The following is a 17,798-nucleotide window of genomic DNA, read 5'->3' on the forward strand; positions in this document are numbered from 1 at the left end:
CTTTTTTCAACCCACGGATCCTCCCGATCCCCTGGAGCGCCAAGTGCCCCGATTCGCCGTCACCACCCTCTGACGCCGACAACACCACTTCACTGGTCATGTCGGGCGCCAAGCTGCGCATCCGCTGACCGGACACGGCCCTTCGCTGGAAACAGCGGCCGTCGAAGTCGCTCCCGATCCCTCTCAGCTTCGCTCCCGCACGTTGTCGGTTCTTCCTGGTTTCCATCCGGAGAACAAACGTGTTTCCCCTTTCTTCTTCCCTCTCGTCGCTGCCGCTGCTGAAGTACCCGCGGACCGCGCACCTCGAAGGCTCGCGGCTGCAGCCCGGCGACAGCGACGACGGCCAGACGCCGCTGGCGGCGCTGCACGGACTGCACGTGGTCATCGAGGAGAAGCTCGATGGCGCGAACGCCGCCGTGTCGTTCAGCGCGGCCGGCGAGCTGCTGCTGCAGTCGCGCGGCCACTACCTCGCGGGTGGTGCCGGCGAGCGCCAGTTCAACCTGTTCAAGCACTGGGCCGCCACGCACGAGGCGGCGCTGCTCGAACGGCTCGAGGACCGCTACGTGATGTACGGCGAATGGTGCTTCGCCAAGCACAGCTGCTGGTACGACCGGCTGCCGGCCTTCTTCTTGGAGTTCGATCTCTACGACCGCCAGGCGCAGCGTTTTCTCTCGACGCCGGCGCGGCAGGCGCTGCTCGCGGGCGGCCCGGTGCTGTCGGTGCCGGTGCTCTACGAGGGCGCGATGCCGCGCCAGCCGAAGGCCCTGCGTTCGCTCGTGCGGCCCTCGCTCGCGCGCAGCACGGGCTGGCGCTCGGCCTTCGAACAGGCCGTGGCCGACGAGGGCCAGCCGCTCGCGCTGGCGCGGCAGCAGACCGACCTGTCGGACCTGGCCGAGGGCCTGTACCTCAAGACCGAGTCGAACGGCCAGGTGACGGGCCGCTACAAGTGGGTGCGCCCGGACTTCGTCCAGACCATCCTCGGCTCGGGCTCGCACCACAGCCGCCGGCCGCTGCTGCCCAACCGGCTGGCGCCGGGCGCGGACCTGCATGCGCCGGTGCCGCCGCTCGGCTGGCATGACCTGGGACTGCGCACGCTGCGCGATCCCGCCGAACTCACGACCACCGGGAGGCCGCGATGACTTTCGACGAACTTCGCACGCTGGTGCCCGCGCCCGGCGCAGGCGCCGACTGGGCACGCTGCTGCGAACTGCTGCCGGGCCTGCTGCGCCTCGAGGAGACGCCGCAGGATCCGTACTACCACGCCGAGGGCAACGTCGGCATCCACACGCGCATGGTGCTCGATGCGCTGCTGCAGGACGAGCACTACCGGCGCGCCGATGCCGACGGCCGCTTCGTGCTGTTCATGGCCTGCCTGCTGCACGACATCGCCAAGCCCGACACCACGGTGATCGACGAGGCCAGCGGCCGCATCGGCCAGCCCGGCCATTCGCGTCGCGGCGCGGTCGATGTGCGCGTGCTGATGTGGAAGGCGCGCGTGCCCTTCGCGCTGCGCGAGGCCGTGTGCCGGATCGTCGCGGTGCACCAGCTTCCGTTCCATGCCTTCGCCTCGCGCAAGGGCGAGCGGCCCGAGCGGCTGGTGCATCGGCTGTCGTGGGAGCTGAGCCTGCCCGACCTGTGCTGCGTCGCGCGCTGCGACATGCTGGGGCGGCACTACGAGAAGCGCTCCGACAGCCTGGCCGACATCGCGCTGTTCGAGCAGCTCGCGCAGGAGGAAGGCTGCTGGGACGGCCCGCGACGGATGGTCGACGCCCACACGCGCCTGGCCTACTTCCGCGGCGCGGACACCAGCCCCGACTACCCGCTGTTCCAGAACCCGGGCTCGCGCGTGACGGTGATGTGCGGCCTGCCCGCGAGCGGCAAGAACCACTGGGTGGCGCAGCAGCGCAAGGGTTGGCCGGTCGTGTCCTTCGACGATGCGCGCGCCGAGCTGGGCCTGAAGCACGGCGAGAACGACGGGCTCGCCGCGCACCATGCGGTCGACCAGGCGAAGGCGCTGCTGCGCAGGCAGGAACACTTCGTCTGGAACGCCACCCACCTGAGCCAGCAGATGCGTACCAAGACGCTGGACCTGCTGTGGGCCTATCACGCGCACATCGAGCTGGTGTACCTCGAGGTGCCGCATGCCGAGCTGATGCGCCGCAACCGCGAGCGCGACACGACGCTGTCGAACGCGGGCATCGAGCGCATGCTGCACCGCTGGGAGCTGCCGACGCCGATCGAGGCGCATGCGACGGTCTACGAGGTGCAGACCTGAAAGCGACGAAGCCCGCCGGGCCGTCCCCGGCGGGCTTCGTCCATCTCTCTATATATGTACGCGGCTCAGAACGGCAGCTTCGGCCCGCCGGGACCACCCATCCCGCCCATGCCCTTCATGCCGCCCATCTTCTTCATCATCTTCATGAGGCCGCCGCCCTTCATCTTCTTCATCATCCCCTGCATCTGCTCGAACTCGTTGAGCAGCCGGTTCACTTCCTGAACCTGCACGCCCGCGCCGGCCGCGATGCGGCGCTTGCGCGTGGCCTTGAGCAGTTCGGGCTTGCGGCGCTCCAGCGGCGTCATGCTCTGGATGATCCCTTCCTTGCGGCGGATGTCGCGCTCGGCGCGCGTCATGTCGGCCTCGCTGGCCTTGGCCGCCATCTGGGTGGGCAGCTTGTCCATCAGGCTCGAGAGGCCGCCCATCTGCTTCATCTGCTGCAACTGGCCGAGGAAGTCGTTGAGGTCGAAGCCCGCGCCGCTCTTGACCTTGGCCGCGAGCTTCTGCGCCGCCGCCACGTCGACGCCGGCCGTGACCTGCTCGACCAGCGCGACGATGTCGCCCATGCCCAGGATGCGGCCCGCATGGCGCTCGGCGTCGAACACCTCGAGGCCGTCGATCTTCTCGCTCACGCCCGCGAACTTGATCGGCACGCCCGTGACCTGGCGCACCGACAGCGCCGCGCCGCCGCGCGAGTCGCCGTCGGTCTTGGTCAGGATGATGCCGGTGAGCGGCAGCGCCTCCTTGAAGGCACGCGCCGTGTTGATCGCGTCCTGGCCCTGCATGGCGTCGACCACGAACAGGGTCTCGACCGGGTTCAGCGCGCCGTGCAGCTGCTGGATCTCGGCCATCAGCACCTCGTCGATCGCGAGCCGGCCGGCCGTGTCGACCAGCAGCACGTCGAAGAAGTGGCGCTTGGCGTGGTCGAGCGCGGCGCGCGCGATGTCCAGCGGCTTCTGGTCGGCCGTGCTCGGGAACCATTCGGCGCCGGCCTGCCTGGTGACGGTCTTGAGCTGCTCGATGGCGGCGGGCCGGTAGACGTCGCCCGAGACCGTGAGCACCTTCTTCTTGCGCTTCTCGATCAGGTGCTTGGCGAGCTTGGCGGTGGTGGTGGTCTTGCCGGCGCCCTGCAGGCCGGCCATCAGGATCACCGCCGGCGGCTGGGCCGCGAGGTTGATGTCGGAGACGCCCTCGCCCATGGTGGCGGCGAGCTCGCGGTTGACGATGCCGACCAGCGCCTGGCCCGGCTTGAGCGAGCCCAGCACTTCCTGGCCGAGCGCCTTTTCCTTCACGCGGGCGACGAAGTCGCGCACCACGGGCAGCGCCACGTCGGCTTCGAGCAACGCCATGCGCACTTCGCGCAGCATGTCCTGCACGTTGCTTTCGGTGATGCGCGCCTGGCCGCTCATCGTCTTGACGAGGCGGGAGAATTTTTCGGTGAGAGCGCTGGCCATGGAGGGGATGCCTTGCTTGCTGCCCGCTGCGGCGGGACGGATGGGAGAAGTCGCGGGAGACGGGTAGGAGGGAAGCTGGCGCGCGGCACCCGGAAATGCAAGGGTGAGCGGCTAAACTCCGATCGATGATTTTAGCGATCCCCTCCCCACTCGGCGTGGCGCTGGGCATCGCCGCCGCGGCCGCCTACGGTTTTGCCGCCGCCGCAGGCGCCCGGCTGAGCCGGCAGGCCACCCAGTGGGCGCTCGGCCTGGCCTGGCTGCTGCATGCCGCGGCGCTCGGCCACGGCATGGTCGGCCACGAACCCCGCTTCGGCTTCGCGCCCGCGCTCTCGGTCACGGCCTGGCTGGTGCTCACCGTCTACGCGGTCGAAAGCCGCATGTACCCGCAACTGCGGGTGCGCCGCGCGCTGGCCTGGCTCGGCGCGGCGGCGGTGCTGCTGGCGATCCTCTTTCCCGGCACGCCGCTGCACGTGTCGGCTTCGCCCTGGCTGCCGCTGCACCTGGCGCTGGGCATCGCCTCGTATGGCCTGTTCGCCGCCGCGGTGGTGCACGCCTGGCTCACGACCCGCGCCGAAAAGCAGATCCGCCTGGCCACCGAGCCGCAGGGCGGCGTGCCGCTGCTGACGCTCGAGCGCCTGACCTTCCGCTTCGTGACGGCCGGCTTCGTGCTGCTGTCGGCCACGCTGCTGGCCGGACTGCTGTTCAGCGAGCAGCTCTACGGCGCCGCGGGCCGGGCCTGGAAGTGGGACCACAAGTCGGCCTTCTCGGTACTGGCCTGGATCAGCTTCGCGGTGCTGCTGATCGGCCGCGCGCGCTTCGGCTGGCGCGGGCGCACCGCGCGGCGCGTGCTCTACGCGGGCTCGGCGCTGCTGCTGCTGGCCTACGTGGGCTCGCGCTTCGTGCTCGAAGTGGTGCTGGCGCGTCCGCCCGTCTGAAAACATTCGATGAAATACCTTCTCGTCCTCGCGGTGGTCTGGGTCGCGATCTGGCTCTGGCGCAAGAACCGCCGCGAAGAAATGCAGGAGCGCGCCGCCCGCGCGCCGCGCCCCGCCGCGCCGCCCGCGGTGGGCGCGCCGCAGGCAATGGTGCGCTGCGCGCATTGCGGCCTGCACCTGCCCGCGAGCGACGCGGTGCGCGGCGCCGACGGCACCCCCTTCTGCAGCGCCGCGCACCGGCAGCTCGCCGAGCGCGCCTGAACGGCGCCGCGCCGGCTTCGTCGCAGCGATGGGCAGCAGCTCCTCCCTCTGGGCCAGCGGCGAACCGGTCACCGACTGGGACGTGCTGGAACCCGGCGCGCGCGAGAGCGCCGCGCTGCTGCGGCTGTGGCGCGGCTTCATGGGCGCGCGCTGCTTCGTCGCGCTGGTGCTGGTGCTGCTGCAGGGCGTGAGCTTCGCGCTCGGCCAGACCATGCAGCCGGTGGCGGTGGCGCTGTCGGCGAGCTACCTCGCGGCGACCGCGCTGGGCGCGCGCTACGTGCATTTCGAGCCACCGATGCGCGGTTTCGGCGCCACCTGGATGCTGAGCACCGGCATCGACCTCGCGGTCTTCGCGGCGCTGCAGGTCACGCAGGGCGGCAACATCAACTACACGCCGCTGTTCGCGCTGCCGGTGCTCATGAGCGCGGTGCTCGGCACGGTGATGGTGAGCATGGGCACCACCGCCGGCGTCACGCTGCTGCTGCTGGCCGATGCCGCCTGGCACTGGGCCCAGCAGCCCGGCGACTCGCCCGCGCGCTTCGTGCAGGCGGCGCTGACCGGCACTGGGCTGTTCGTGGTGGCGCTGCTGGCGCACGAGCTCGCGCGACGGCTGGCGCGCGAGGAAGCGGTGTCGCAACACAACCGCAGCAGCGCGCAGATGCAGGCGCAGGTCAACGACCTGGTGATCGAAACGCTGAGCGAAGGCGTGCTGGTGATCGATGCCGAGGGCCTGGTGCACGCGGCCAACCCGGCGGCCGACGCGATCCTGGGCCAGGGCCTGGGCCAGCTGCGGCTGCCCTTTCCGCTGCATGCCCAGCCGGCCTGGCATGCGCTGGCCGCGCTGGCGCGCCAGACCTATGCGCGCCGCGAGCCGCAGTCCGAGGAGATCCCGGTCGCGCAGGCGCGCGGGGCGGCGCGCGAGGTGCGCGTGCGCACCCGCCTCACGCCCTCGAGCGACCGCCGCATGGGCAGCCTGTGCGTGATGTTCCTGCAGGACCTGCGCGAGCTCGAGGCCCGCATCCGCACCGAGAAGCTGGCCGCCATGGGCCGCATGTCGGCCGCGGTGGCGCACGAGATCCGCAACCCGCTGGCGGCCATCACGCAGGCCAGCGCGCTGCTCAACGAGGACCTGACCGACCCCGCGCACCGCCAGCTCACGCACATGGTGCAGCACAACGCACAGCGCCTCGCGCGCATCGTCGACGACGTGCTCGACGTCTCGCGCGCGCGCCAGCAGCGCGTGCTGTCGCTCGGCGAGCAGGTGGTGCTCGACCCCACGGTGCAGGCACTGACCGAGGAGTGGATGCGCCAGACCCGGCGCCAGGGCGTGACCCTCGCGCTCGACGCGCCGGGCGTCGAGGTGCGCTTCGACGTCGAGCATCTGCGCCGCCTGCTGGTGAACCTGCTCGACAACGCGGCGCGCTACGCGAGCCTGCGCGAGGGCGCGATCCAGGTCGTGACCACGCTGCAGCGCGCGGGCAGCCCGGGCCGGCCGACCTTGCAGGTCTGGAGCGACGGCGCACCGCTCGAGCCCGCGGTGCAGCGCCACCTGTTCGAACCCTTCTTCTCGTCGGAAAGCCGCTCGAGCGGACTCGGACTGTTCCTGTGCCGCGAGCTGTGCCGGCGCCATGGCGCGACCATCGGCTACGAGCGGCGCGCGCTGGCGGGCGAGGCGCTCGAGGGCAACGAATTCTTCGTCGGCTTCGCCGCGAGCGAAAACCGGCTGACACAATAGCGGCGTGAGCAGCTCCCATCCGCCCTCCCAGCGTCCCGCGCAGATCCTCGTCATCGACGACGAACCCGACCTTCGCACGCTCTACGAACTCACGCTGCTGCGCGAAGGCTACCGGGTCGAGGCCGCGGGCAGCGTCTCCGAAGCCTGGCAGCACCTCGAGGCCACGCGCTTCGACGCCGTGATCACCGACATGCGGCTGCCCGACGGCCAGGGCATGGAGATCATCCAGCGCATCCAGAAGAACCAGCGCAGCGAGCGCTGCGTCGTGATGACCGCCTACGGTTCGGCCGAGAACGCGGTCGAGGCGCTGAAGGCCGGCGCCTTCGACTACCTCACCAAGCCGGTCGACCTCAAGCAGTTCCGCGCGGTCGTTGCCTCCGCGGTGCAGGCGCAGCAACAGCAGCCGGTCGCTCAGGCCGCCCTACGTTCGGCCAAGGCTGCGGATGCCGGCGACGGCGCTTCGGCACTGGCGGCAGCGGGCAGCGCGGGCGCTTCCGCGCTCGAACGGCTGGTCGGCGATTCGGAACCGATGCGGCTCGTGAAGTCGCGCATCGCCAAGGTCGCGCGCGGCATGGCGCCGGTGCTGGTGCGCGGCGAATCGGGCACCGGCAAGGAACTGGTGGCGCGCGCGGTCCATGCCTGCAGCCAGCGCAGCGAAGGCCCCTTCGTCGCGGTGAACTGCGGCGCGATTCCCGAGAACCTGCTCGAGGCCGAATTCTTCGGCGCGCGCAAGGGCTCCTACACGGGCTCGGCGCAGGACCGCGACGGCTACTTCCAGGCCGCGCGCGGCGGCACGCTGTTCCTCGACGAGATCGGCGACCTGCCGCTGGCGATGCAGTCGAAGCTGCTGCGCGCGATCCAGGAACGCAGCGTGCGGCCGATCGGCTCCACGCAGGAGGACGCGGTCGACGTGCGCATCGTGAGCGCGACCCACAAGGACCTGCACGCCGAGGTGCAGGCCGGCCGCTTCCGCCAGGACCTGTTCTACCGGCTCAACGTGATCGAGATCGCGGTGCCCGCGCTGCGCGAGCGCCGCGAGGACCTGCCCGCGCTGTGCGTCGCGCTGCTCGCGCGCATCGCGCAGGACGGCGGGCTGCCCGCGCCGCGCCTGTCGGACGCGCTGCTGCGGCAGCTCGCGCAGCATCCGCTGCACGGCAACGTGCGCGAGCTCGAGAACCTGCTGCACCGCGCGGTCGCGCTGTACGACGGCGACGAACTGCAGCTCGACCTGATGGATGGCGCGGGCAGCGGCGGCTGGATGGCGGCCGCGCCCGGACCCGCCGCGCCGCACGCCGCGACGACCGCGGCAACCTCTCCACCCGAGGCTGTCGAAGCGAAGCCCGTCGTGGCCGCGCCCCCGCCCGCGCCGCGCCCCGTGGTACCCACGCCGCTGCCCTCCGACCTGCAGGCCTACCTCGATCAGCAGGAGCGCGAGATCCTCGTGCGCGCGCTGCACGAGAGCGGCTTCAACCGCACGGCCGCGGCCGCGCGCCTGGGCATGAGCCTGCGCCAGATCCGCTACCGCATCGCGCGCCTGGGCATCAGCACGCCCAACGGCGACGATGGCGCGAGCAGCCATGTCGACGACTGAAGACGGCGCGCTCGGCCCCACGGACGATGCGCTCTGGCGCGACGGCTGGTACCGCTTCGCGAAGGCGCTGCCCTCGCCCAACTTCGGGCCGCGCCCCGCGGCTGCGCGCGCGCGCATCGACCTCGTGGTGCTGCATTCGATCAGCCTGCCGCCCGGCGAGTACGGCGGCGACGCGGTGCAGCAACTGTTCACCAACCGGCTCGACTGGGACGCGCACCCTTACTTCGAAAGCATTCGCGGACTCGAGGTGTCCTCGCATTTCTACGTGCGCCGCAACGGCGAGCTCTGGCAGTTCGTGAGCGGCGACGACCGCGCATGGCATGCGGGCGTGTCGTCGTGGCGCGGCCGGGACAACTGCAACGACGACTCGATCGGCATCGAGCTCGAGGGCCTCGAGGGCGGGCCGTTCGAGGACGCGCAGTACGAGACGCTCGCGAGCCTCGCGGCGGCGATCGCGCAGCACTATCCGATCGCGCACATCGCGGGCCACGAGCACATTGCACCGGGCCGCAAGCAGGATCCCGGCGCCGGCTTCGACTGGCACCGGCTGCGCGATCACCTCGGCTGGGGTCCACACATGTTTCCCTCGCAGGTGGTGGACCGCTAATTTTTTCAATCGATGCGCGCCGTGCGATGCGCTGGAATCGCGGTGCAGCAATCGCTCCATTCGCAAACGCGATGCGTAGCAACCATGCGCCTTGCAGGCCCAAATCGGCTCGAAAGCCGCATGGGGCGCGGGTTGCGAGAGGATGAGCCAGTGTTCATGCGGCAAAGATGGCCGCGAATCACGAAAACTGTTTTCCTCTCCCTCTTGAAGGCTGAAGGAAAACGCTACATCTAGTGGGTTGTACACCCCCTGCACCCTAGATATAGTGTCTCCCGGCCGGCCTCAGCGCCGACGAAGCGGCCCCAGCAGCGCCGCTCATCCAACAAGAATTTTGCCAACCGAGAGGAAGCGAATGCAAACAGCACTGAACACACCCACCGCCGCGCGTGCCATCCCCTCCACGCCGCCCCAGTCCCCCCGCGACACCGCCGGTTCGCCCACCGGACAGAACCTCGCGCACTACCAGATCATCCGCCGCAACGGCGCCGTGGTCCCGTTCGAGCCGAACAAGATCGCGATCGCGATGATGAAGGCCTTCCTGGCCGTGCACGGCACCCAGGGTGCGGCCTCGGCCAGCGTGCGCGAGACCGTCGACGCGCTGACCCAGGCCGTCGTGAAGGCGCTGGTGCGCTCGCGTCCGGGCGGCGGCACCTTCCACATCGAGGACGTGCAGGACCAGGTCGAACTGGGCCTGATGCGCGGCGGCCACCAGGAAGTGGCACGCGCCTATGTGCTCTACCGCGAGCGCCGCACCCAGGAACGCGCGAAGCAGGGCGAGCAGGAAGCCCAGATCGCGGCCCCCGCGCTGCACGTGCTGGACCGCGGCGAACGCGTCGCGCTCGACGTCAGCGAACTCAAGGGCCTGATCGAATCGGCCTGCCAGGGCCTGGGCGACAGCATCACGGCCGCGCCGATCGTGGCCGAGACCATGCGCAACCTGTACGACGGCGTGCCGCTCGACGAGGTCTACAAGGCCTCGATCCTCGCGGCCCGCACGCTGATCGAGAAGGATCCCGACTACACCTTCGCCACCGCACGCCTGCTGCTGCACACGATCTTCAAGGAGATCGTCGGCCGCGAAGTCATGCCCGCCGACCGCGCCACCGCCTACGCCGACTACTTCCCCTCGTTCATCAAGAAGGGCGTCGAGAACGAGCTGCTCGACGAGAAGCTGCTGCAGTACGACCTGCCCCGCCTGGGCGCGGCGCTGAAGGCCGAGCGCGACAACCAGTTCGACTACCTCGGCCTGCAGACCCTGTACGACCGCTACTTCCTGCACGTGCGCAAGAACCGCATCGAGCTGCCGCAGGCCTTCTTCATGCGCGTCTCGATGGGCCTGGCGCTCAACGAGATCGACCGCGAAGCCCGCGCCATCGAGTTCTACGAAGTGCTGTCGTCCTTCGACTTCATGTCGAGCACGCCGACGCTGTTCAACAGCGGCACGCTGCGCTCGCAGCTGTCGAGCTGCTACCTGACCACCGTGCCCGACGACCTCGACGGCATCTACGAGTCGATCAAGGAAAACGCGCTGCTCTCGAAGTTCGCGGGCGGCCTGGGCAACGACTGGACCCGCGTGCGCGCGCTCGGCAGCCACATCAAGGGCACGAACGGCGAATCGCAGGGCGTGGTGCCCTTCCTCAAGGTGGTGAACGACACCGCCGTGGCCGTGAACCAGGGCGGCAAGCGCAAGGGCGCCGTCTGCACGTACCTCGAGACCTGGCACCTCGACATCGAGGAGTTCCTGGAGCTGCGCAAGAACACCGGCGACGACCGCCGCCGCACGCACGACATGAACACCGCCAACTGGATCCCCGACCTGTTCATGCGCCGCGTGATGGAAAAGGGTTCCTGGACGCTGTTCTCGCCCTCGAACGTGCCCGACCTGCACGACCTGTTCGGCGCCGACTTCGAGAAGGCCTACGTCGCCTACGAAGAGAAGGCCGCGCGCGGCGAGATCAAGCCCAGCCGCACCGTGCAGGCCACCGACCTGTGGCGCAAGATGCTCACGATGCTGTTCGAGACCGGCCATCCCTGGATCACGTTCAAGGACGCCTGCAACGTGCGCTCGCCGCAGCAGCACGCCGGCGTGGTGCACTCGTCGAACCTCTGCACCGAGATCACGCTGAACACCAGCGACACCGAAACCGCGGTCTGCAACCTCGGCTCGGTCAACCTGCTGCAGCATCTGAAGGACGGCAAGGTCGACCAGGAGAAGCTCAAGAAAACGATCTCGACCGCGATGCGCATGCTCGACAACGTGATCGACATCAACTACTACGCCGTGAAGAAGGCGCGCGACTCGAACCTGCGCCACCGTCCGGTCGGCCTGGGCCTGATGGGCTTCCAGGACGCGCTGTACGACCTGCGTATTCCTTACGCCTCGCAGGAAGCCGTGCAATTCGCCGACGAATCGATGGAAGCGATCTGCTACCACGCCTACTGGGCCTCGACCGAGCTGGCGCGCGAACGCGGCAAGTACTCGAGCTACAAGGGCTCGCTGTGGGACAAGGGCATCCTGCCGATCGACTCGCTCGACCTGCTCGAGAAGGCACGCGGCGGCTACGTCGAGGTCGACCGCTCGGCCACGCTCGACTGGGACGCGCTGCGCGCCAAGATCAAGGCCGACGGCATGCGCAATTCGAACTGCGTGGCCATCGCCCCGACCGCGACCATCTCGAACATCATCGGCGTGGACGCCTCGATCGAACCGTGCTTCGGCAACCTCTCGGTCAAGTCGAACCTGTCGGGCGAATTCACCGTGATCAACCACTACCTGGTGCGCGACCTCAAGCGCCTGGGCCTGTGGGACGACGTGATGGTGATGGACCTGAAGCACTTCGACGGCTCGCTGCGTCCCATCGACCGCGTGCCGCAGGACGTGAAGGCGCTCTACGCCACCGCGTTCGAAGTCGAGACGACGTGGCTGGTGGAAGCCGCCGCGCGCCGCCAGAAGTGGATCGACCAGGCGCAGTCGCTGAACATCTACATGGCCGGCGCCTCGGGCAAGAAGCTCGACGACACCTACAAGCTCGCATGGCTGCGCGGCCTGAAGACCACCTACTACCTGCGCACGCAGAGCGCGACGCACGCCGAGAAGTCGACGGTGCAGTCGGGTCGCCTCAACGCGGTGTCCTCGGGCAGCGACGCACCGTCGGGCATGAGCGCACTCGAGGCCGCGGCCGCCGCGGCGAAGGCACAGATGAGCGCGATCCCCGCGACCGACATCGCCTTCTGCGGCGTCGACGATCCGACCTGCGAAGCCTGCCAGTGATGCACGCAGCGCACCGCGAACACAGCGCGGTGCGCTGCGCGACGAAGCGTGAGGCGCATGCGATGTCGTGCGATGACGGAGGCCGGTTGAAGGCATTGACCGACATCGCGCGATGCATGCGAGCAACATAACAACCACATAAATGGAGTGCGATGTGAACGAGCACTTTGCAACTCACATCGTTGCTCGGATAATTTGAGCATTGGATTTTTCTATGTTGACCTGGGACGAAGAAGTCAAGCCCTCCTTGCCAAAGGACATGCAACAAGGTTTGCAGCATCACGCATCGACCGGCGTCGCCGCCGGCCGTGCGGATGTGTCGGCTTCATCGATGGCACAACCTTCGCTGCAACCCGTGCAGCAGCCTGCCCGCCAGGCCGCGCCCGCATCTGTCGGCGCCAGCGCTCCGGCTGAAACGCGCCGCGTCAGGGCCGCCGACAAGCGCATCATCAACGGCGAGACCGACGTCAACCAGCTGGTCCCGTTCAAGTACAAGTGGGCGTGGGAAAAGTACCTCGCCACCTGCGCCAACCACTGGATGCCGCAGGAAGTGAACATGACGCGCGACATCGCGCTGTGGAAAGACCCGAACGGCCTGACCGAAGACGAGCGCCGCATCGTCAAGCGCAACCTCGGCTTCTTCGTCACCGCCGACTCGCTGGCCGCCAACAACATCGTACTGGGCACCTACCGCCACATCACGGCCCCCGAATGCCGCCAGTTCCTGCTGCGCCAGGCCTTCGAGGAAGCGATCCACACGCACGCCTACCAGTACATCGTCGAGTCGCTGGGCCTGGACGAGAGCGAGATCTTCAACGCCTACAACGAGGTGCCGTCGATCCGCGAGAAGGACCAGTTCCTGATTCCGTTCATCGACGCGATCAGCGACCCGAACTTCAAGACCGGCACGCACGAGACCGACCAGACGCTGCTCAAGTCGCTGATCGTATTCGCCTGCCTCATGGAAGGCCTCTTCTTCTACGTCGGCTTCACGCAGATCCTCGCGCTGGGCCGCCAGAACAAGATGACCGGCGCCGCCGAGCAGTACCAGTACATCCTGCGCGACGAGTCGATGCACTGCAACTTCGGCATCGACCTGATCAACCAGCTCAAGCTCGAGAACCCCGGCCTCTGGACGGCAGAGTTCAAGGCCGAGATCAAGGCGCTGTTCATGCGCGCCGTCGAGCTCGAATACAAGTACGCCGAAGACACCATGCCCCGTGGCGTGCTCGGCATGAACGCCTCCATGTTCAAGGGCTATCTGCGCTACATCGCCAACCGGCGCGCGCAGCAGATCGGCCTCGAAACGCTCTTCCCGAACGAGGAAAATCCGTTCCCGTGGATGAGCGAGATGATTGACCTGAAGAAAGAGCGCAATTTCTTCGAGACCCGCGTGATCGAATACCAATCGGGTGGTGCGCTCTCCTGGGATTGAATATTTCGATAACAATAAATGAATTCAAGAATTGCTCTTGCCACCGACCGCGCCGAAGAGCGCGGCATGGACGAGGGCTCAGGTGTTCATGGTGCTGGAGCACGGAATCCAACGCCATGAATCGCTCCAGCGCTACCAACATGCGCGGAGTGCTTCAATAGGTTGATTTTTTCAACTTGATCAAGGAGAAAACAGAAATGGCAACTGCAAAGAAAGCACCGGCTAAGAAAGCCGCAGCGAAGAAGGCTCCGGCCAAGAAGGTCGTAGCGAAGAAGGCCCCGGCCAAGAAGGTCGCCGCCAAGAAGGCTCCGGCCAAGAAGGTCGCTGCCAAGAAGGCTCCGGCCAAGAAGGTCGCTGCCAAGAAGGTAGCCGCGAAGAAGGTCGTCGCGAAGAAGGCGCCGGCGAAGAAGGCAGCTCCGGCCAAGAAGGCCGCAGCGAAGAAGGCACCGGCGAAGAAGGCCGCTGCCAAGAAGGCGCCTGCGAAGAAGGCTGCCGCCAAGAAGGCCCCTGCCAAGAAGGCTGCGGCCAAGAAAGCCGCGAAGAAGCCTGCTGCCAAGCCTGCCGCTGCTGCCAAGAAGCCTGCTGCGAAGAAGGCTGCCAAGGCGCCCGCCAAGGCTGCCGCTGCGCCCGCCCCCGCTGCGCAGACGACGCTGAATCCCCAGGCAGCCTGGCCGTTCCCCACGGCCAGCAAGCCCTGAGTTTTCTCGGCAGCCCTGAAAAGGCATCAAGCCCGGCACCGCAAGGTGTCGGGCTTTTTCATTGGGCAAGACAGATCGCGAGGCGACGCGGCGGTGGCATCCGCCGCCGCGCCGTCGCTCGTCAGGCCAGGCCGAGTGCCTGGCGATCGACCTGGTAGTTCTGTGGGCCGCGTTGCGCGATCTTGAGCGCGCCGACCTGGTTGCCGAGCGCCGCGCACTGCGCGAGCGGCCAGCCCTTTTCCAGACCGAACAGCAGCGCGCCGCGCCATGCATCGCCGCAGCCCGTGGGCTCGATCACCGCGGCCGGCACCACGCCCGGCACGTGCTCGCGCTCGCCGCTCGTCCACACCTCGCAACCCTCGGCCGCGAGCGTGACCACGAGGCCCTGCACGCGCCGCGAGATCTCCGCCAGGCTCCAGCCCGTGCGCTGCGAGAGCATCTTGCCCTCGTAGTCGTTGACCACCACCCAGCTCGCGAGCTCGACGAAATGCTTGAGCGCCTCGCCGTCGAACATCGGCAGGCCCTGGCCCGGATCGAACACGAAGGGAATGCCGGCGGCCGCGAACTGCTCGGCGTGCTGCAGCATCGCCTCGCGCCCATCGGGCGCGACGATGCCGAGCCGGATGTCCTCGCGCGCCGCGACCTTCGTGACGTGGGCCTGCTGCATCGCGCCCGGATGGAAGGCCGTGATCTGGTTGTTGTCGGCGTCGTTCATGATCATCGCCTGCGCGGTGAAGGTGTCGTCGAGCTGGCGCACGAACTCCGTGCTGATGCCCAGCGAACGCATGCGCTCGATGTAGTCGGCGCCGTCGCTGCCCAGCGTGGCCATCGGCAGCGCCGTGCCGCCGAGCGCGTTGAGGCTGTAGGCGATGTTGCCGGCGCAGCCACCGAAGTCGCGGCGCAGGCCCGGCACCAGGAAGGACACGTTGAGGATGTGCAACTGGTCCGGGAGGATCTGGTCGGCGAACCGGCCCTCGAAGGTCATGATGGTGTCGAAGGCGAGGGAACCGCAAATCACTGCTGCCATGGGCTGATCCGTTGAGGTGAGAGAAAAGAAAAGAAGGCGCGGGCGCGCAACCGGCGGCTCGCCAGGCGCCTAGGGATAGAAGGCCTCGACACGATAGCCTGCGATCGGCGGCAGAGCCGCGGCCTCGGGCCCCGTCAGCGTCATCGGCAGCGAGGCCACGCGTTCGCCGCGTGCCGCGAGCACCGCAGGCGCGCCATAGTCCGCCGGCGAGAGCACGCGCCGCACGACGGCTCGCTCCTGCGTATCGAGCAGCACCAGTTCGATCGACGGCATCGCGAGCGGCACCGCGGCATTGCTGCGCAGGTTGAAGCTGAAGCGGTAGTCGTTGCCGCCGCTCTTCTCGCGCGCGAAGGCGGCGCCCTCGATGACGATGTCTCCGATGCGGCGCAGCGGCGCGAGCTCGCAGCCCGTCGCCTGGCACAGCGCGGCCAGCGCGGGACGCAGCGAGGGCTGGCGCGCGACGATGCCGTCGCGCTCGTGCCGCAGGACCTGCACGACCAGCAGCAGGCCCGCGATCGCCGCGAGCGCGATCAGCCCGCGCCGCTTGCCGATGCGCTGCCAGAAGGACTTCGGTCGATCGTCTCTTTCGTCGTCGTCGATCTCGTCGGCGAAACGGTGCGCCGCGCGCTCCTCGGTCTCGTCCGCCGCGTCGAGCACGGAGGCGAAGGGCAGCAGCGCAGGGTCATCGCTCTTCGCGCGCTCCTCCGGTTCGCCGCGTTCGTCGTGCGCCTTGGCGCTGGCGGCGATCTTGGCCGACTTGGCGCGCGCCCGGCGCAGCGCCTTCTGCATCTGCAGCCGGTCCTTGTCGTCGCCTTCCTCGGGCGCATCGGCGTCGTCGCGCTCGAGCTCGAGCTCGGTGTCCTCGTCGCTGTCTTCGTCGGACCCGGAACGGCGCAGCGTCGCGAAGCCCGCGGGCTTTTCATTCGACGGGATCGCGGGCGCGTTGGAACGGCGCGTCCACACCGCGGGCAGTGGCGGTGCCGGCGAGGGCGGCGGCGATGGCGGTGCGGCGAGATCGAGATCGATGTCGGGAAACGGTGGCAGCGAGCTCGGCGGCGGCCGCCATTGCGGCTCGCGCACCTCGAGGTCGGACCAGGGCTCGTCGGCGACGATGCCGTGCGCGGGCGGCGCGAAGTCCGCGCTTTCGCGCGTGTCCATGGCCGGCGGCGGCGCGGGCGCAACGGGCGGCATCGGCTCGGCGCCTGGCGGCGGCGGCGCTTCCTCGCCGACCTCGTCATCGAGGAAGTCGGCCTCCTCGACGCGGGGCGGGACGGGCGAATTCGCATCGTCCGCGACACCCGATTCATCGGGCCGAGTATCCGGCGTACCAGCCGGCATCGGAGCCGGCGCCGGCGGCATCTGCTGCATCGGCGGCGGCGCGACGCCGGCCGCATCCGGCGTCTCCTGCAGGTCGAGCGTCGCATCGAACACGTGGCTGCAGCGACCGCAACGCACCCACCCGTCCGAGATCCGGAGCTGGTCGCGCACCACCTTGAAGGTGGTGGCGCAGGCGGGGCAACGCGTGACGAGGCTCATGAGGGGGCGATTGTAGGGTTGGGCCCTCGGCGCGACGCGATGCCGGCGGCGCCGTTTGCGCCGGAGAAAGCCCCCGGCGCGAGCGCGTTCAGCGGCGTGCCGTCATGAGGATCCAGCCGTCCTCGCTGTCGCTGACTTCGAGCGCCACATAGGGCGCGTAGGCTTCCTTCAGCTCGTCGGCCTGGCGCTCGAGGATGCCGGCGAGCACCAGCGAGCCACCGGGCGCCACGCGCTCGCACAGCAGCGGTGCGAGCACCTTGAGCGGGGTCGCGAGGATGTTCGCGAGCACCGTGCCGTACTGACCCTGCGCCGCTTCGGGCAGGCCCGCGTCGAGCGTCACGCCGTTGGCCTCGGCGTTGAGGCGCGTCGAACTCACGGCGGCCTCGTCGATGTCGACCGCGTCGATCTCGCCCGCACCGTACTTCGCGGCACCGATGGCCAGGATGCCGGAGCCGCAACCGTAGTCGAGCACGCGCTGGCCCGCGAGCGCACCGCGGGTCGCGATCCAGCGCAGGCACATGCGCGTGGTGGGATGGGTGCCGGTGCCGAAGGCCAGGCCCGGATCGAGCCGGATCACCTGCGTCGCCTGCGCGGGCGCCTCGTGCCAGCTCGGCACGATCCAGAACTCGGGCGTGATCTCGACCGGCGCGAACTGCGACTGCGTGAGCCGCACCCAGTCCTGGTCCTGCAGCTCGGCGATGCCCAGCAGCGTGCAGCCTTCGAAGAAGTCCTGCAGCGCGAGCACCGAGCCCGCGTCGCGCGCCAGTTCCTCGGTGGCGAACAGCGCGATCACGCGCGAGCGCTGCCAGCCCTCCTTGGGCGGCGGCATGCCGGGTTCGCCGAACAGCGCCTGCTCGGCGTCGGTCTGCGCGTCGGCATCCTCGACCGAGATGCTCAGTGCGTCGAGCGCATCGAGCGCGTCGCCGAGGGTCTCGATGCGTTCCTCGGGGGCCAGCAGGCGGAGTTCGAACAT

At 68.9% G+C, this 17,798-nt stretch carries 14 protein-coding genes; 10 read left to right on the plus strand and 4 right to left on the minus strand.

Going from position 1 to position 17,798, the window contains the following annotated elements:
- Window positions 1-239 precede the first annotated feature (239 nt).
- Both ACEN9J_RS15115 and ACEN9J_RS15120 read left to right on the plus strand, forming a co-directional pair.
- Window positions 240-1,139, plus strand: coding sequence for an RNA ligase family protein (locus ACEN9J_RS15115; RefSeq protein WP_413764478.1), 900 nt, complete (start codon window positions 240-242; stop codon window positions 1,137-1,139).
- Window positions 1,136-2,275 (plus strand): AAA family ATPase, encoded by a 1,140-nt coding sequence (locus ACEN9J_RS15120; protein ID WP_413764479.1) that lies wholly within the window; start codon window positions 1,136-1,138, stop codon window positions 2,273-2,275. Before ACEN9J_RS15115 ends, ACEN9J_RS15120 begins: the two co-directional genes overlap by 4 nt.
- A 65-nt stretch (window positions 2,276-2,340) precedes the next feature.
- Here ACEN9J_RS15120 and ffh read toward each other — a convergent pair whose 3' ends face one another.
- Window positions 2,341-3,729: a signal recognition particle protein gene (gene ffh, locus ACEN9J_RS15125; RefSeq protein ID WP_261211284.1), complete on the minus strand. Its 1,389-nt coding sequence runs from the start codon at window positions 3,727-3,729 to the stop codon at window positions 2,341-2,343.
- Between the two features lie 125 nt (window positions 3,730-3,854).
- On the opposite strand from ffh, the gene ACEN9J_RS15130 reads away from it, so the two are divergent.
- The 8 genes from ACEN9J_RS15130 to ACEN9J_RS15165 all read left to right on the plus strand — a co-directional run bounded on the left by ACEN9J_RS15130 (window position 3,855) and on the right by ACEN9J_RS15165 (window position 14,262).
- The gene (locus ACEN9J_RS15130; protein WP_413764480.1) at window positions 3,855-4,664 is read left to right on the plus strand and encodes an inner membrane protein YpjD; all 810 of its coding nucleotides are present in this window, start codon (window positions 3,855-3,857) and stop codon (window positions 4,662-4,664) included.
- A 9-nt stretch (window positions 4,665-4,673) separates the two neighbouring features.
- Window positions 4,674-4,925 carry a PP0621 family protein gene (locus tag ACEN9J_RS15135; RefSeq protein ID WP_261211288.1) on the plus strand — a complete coding sequence of 84 codons (252 nt, stop codon included), beginning with the start codon at window positions 4,674-4,676 and terminating at the stop codon, window positions 4,923-4,925.
- A gap of 28 nt (window positions 4,926-4,953) precedes the next feature.
- On the plus strand, window positions 4,954-6,660 hold the full coding sequence (locus ACEN9J_RS15140) for a two-component system sensor histidine kinase NtrB (protein ID WP_413764481.1): 1,707 nt from the start codon (window positions 4,954-4,956) through the stop codon (window positions 6,658-6,660).
- 4 nt (window positions 6,661-6,664) lie between these two features.
- The gene (locus tag ACEN9J_RS15145; protein ID WP_413764483.1) at window positions 6,665-8,251 is read left to right on the plus strand and encodes a sigma-54-dependent transcriptional regulator; all 1,587 of its coding nucleotides are present in this window, start codon (window positions 6,665-6,667) and stop codon (window positions 8,249-8,251) included.
- Window positions 8,238-8,858 carry a 1,6-anhydro-N-acetylmuramyl-L-alanine amidase AmpD gene (gene ampD, locus ACEN9J_RS15150; RefSeq protein WP_413764484.1) on the plus strand — a complete coding sequence of 207 codons (621 nt, stop codon included), beginning with the start codon at window positions 8,238-8,240 and terminating at the stop codon, window positions 8,856-8,858. Before ACEN9J_RS15145 ends, ampD begins: the two co-directional genes overlap by 14 nt.
- A 352-nt stretch (window positions 8,859-9,210) precedes the next feature.
- The gene (locus tag ACEN9J_RS15155) at window positions 9,211-12,129 is read left to right on the plus strand and encodes a ribonucleoside-diphosphate reductase subunit alpha (RefSeq protein WP_057591137.1); all 2,919 of its coding nucleotides are present in this window, start codon (window positions 9,211-9,213) and stop codon (window positions 12,127-12,129) included.
- 214 nt (window positions 12,130-12,343) lie between these two features.
- Window positions 12,344-13,564, plus strand: a complete 1,221-nt coding sequence (locus ACEN9J_RS15160) for a ribonucleotide-diphosphate reductase subunit beta (protein ID WP_413764485.1) — start codon at window positions 12,344-12,346, stop codon at window positions 13,562-13,564.
- Window positions 13,565-13,761: 197 nt separating this feature from the next.
- Entirely contained in the window at window positions 13,762-14,262 is a 501-nt protein-coding gene (locus ACEN9J_RS15165; protein WP_082321630.1) for a histone H1-like DNA-binding protein, read from the plus strand.
- Between the two features lie 121 nt (window positions 14,263-14,383).
- On the opposite strand, the gene ACEN9J_RS15170 is transcribed toward ACEN9J_RS15165, so the two are convergent.
- The 3 genes from ACEN9J_RS15170 to prmA form a co-directional block, all read right to left on the minus strand.
- A complete protein-coding gene (locus ACEN9J_RS15170; protein ID WP_413764486.1) occupies window positions 14,384-15,289 on the minus strand; it encodes a carbohydrate kinase family protein in 906 nt (301 codons plus the stop codon).
- A 69-nt stretch (window positions 15,290-15,358) separates the two neighbouring features.
- A complete protein-coding gene (locus ACEN9J_RS15175) occupies window positions 15,359-16,825 on the minus strand; it encodes a zinc-ribbon and DUF3426 domain-containing protein (protein ID WP_413764487.1) in 1,467 nt (488 codons plus the stop codon).
- A gap of 88 nt (window positions 16,826-16,913) precedes the next feature.
- Window positions 16,914-17,798: a 50S ribosomal protein L11 methyltransferase gene (gene prmA / locus ACEN9J_RS15180; RefSeq protein ID WP_057591145.1), complete on the minus strand. Its 885-nt coding sequence runs from the start codon at window positions 17,796-17,798 to the stop codon at window positions 16,914-16,916.

This window comes from Variovorax sp. Varisp41 (assembly GCF_047325085.1).
Lineage (GTDB): Bacteria > Pseudomonadota > Gammaproteobacteria > Burkholderiales > Burkholderiaceae_C > Variovorax.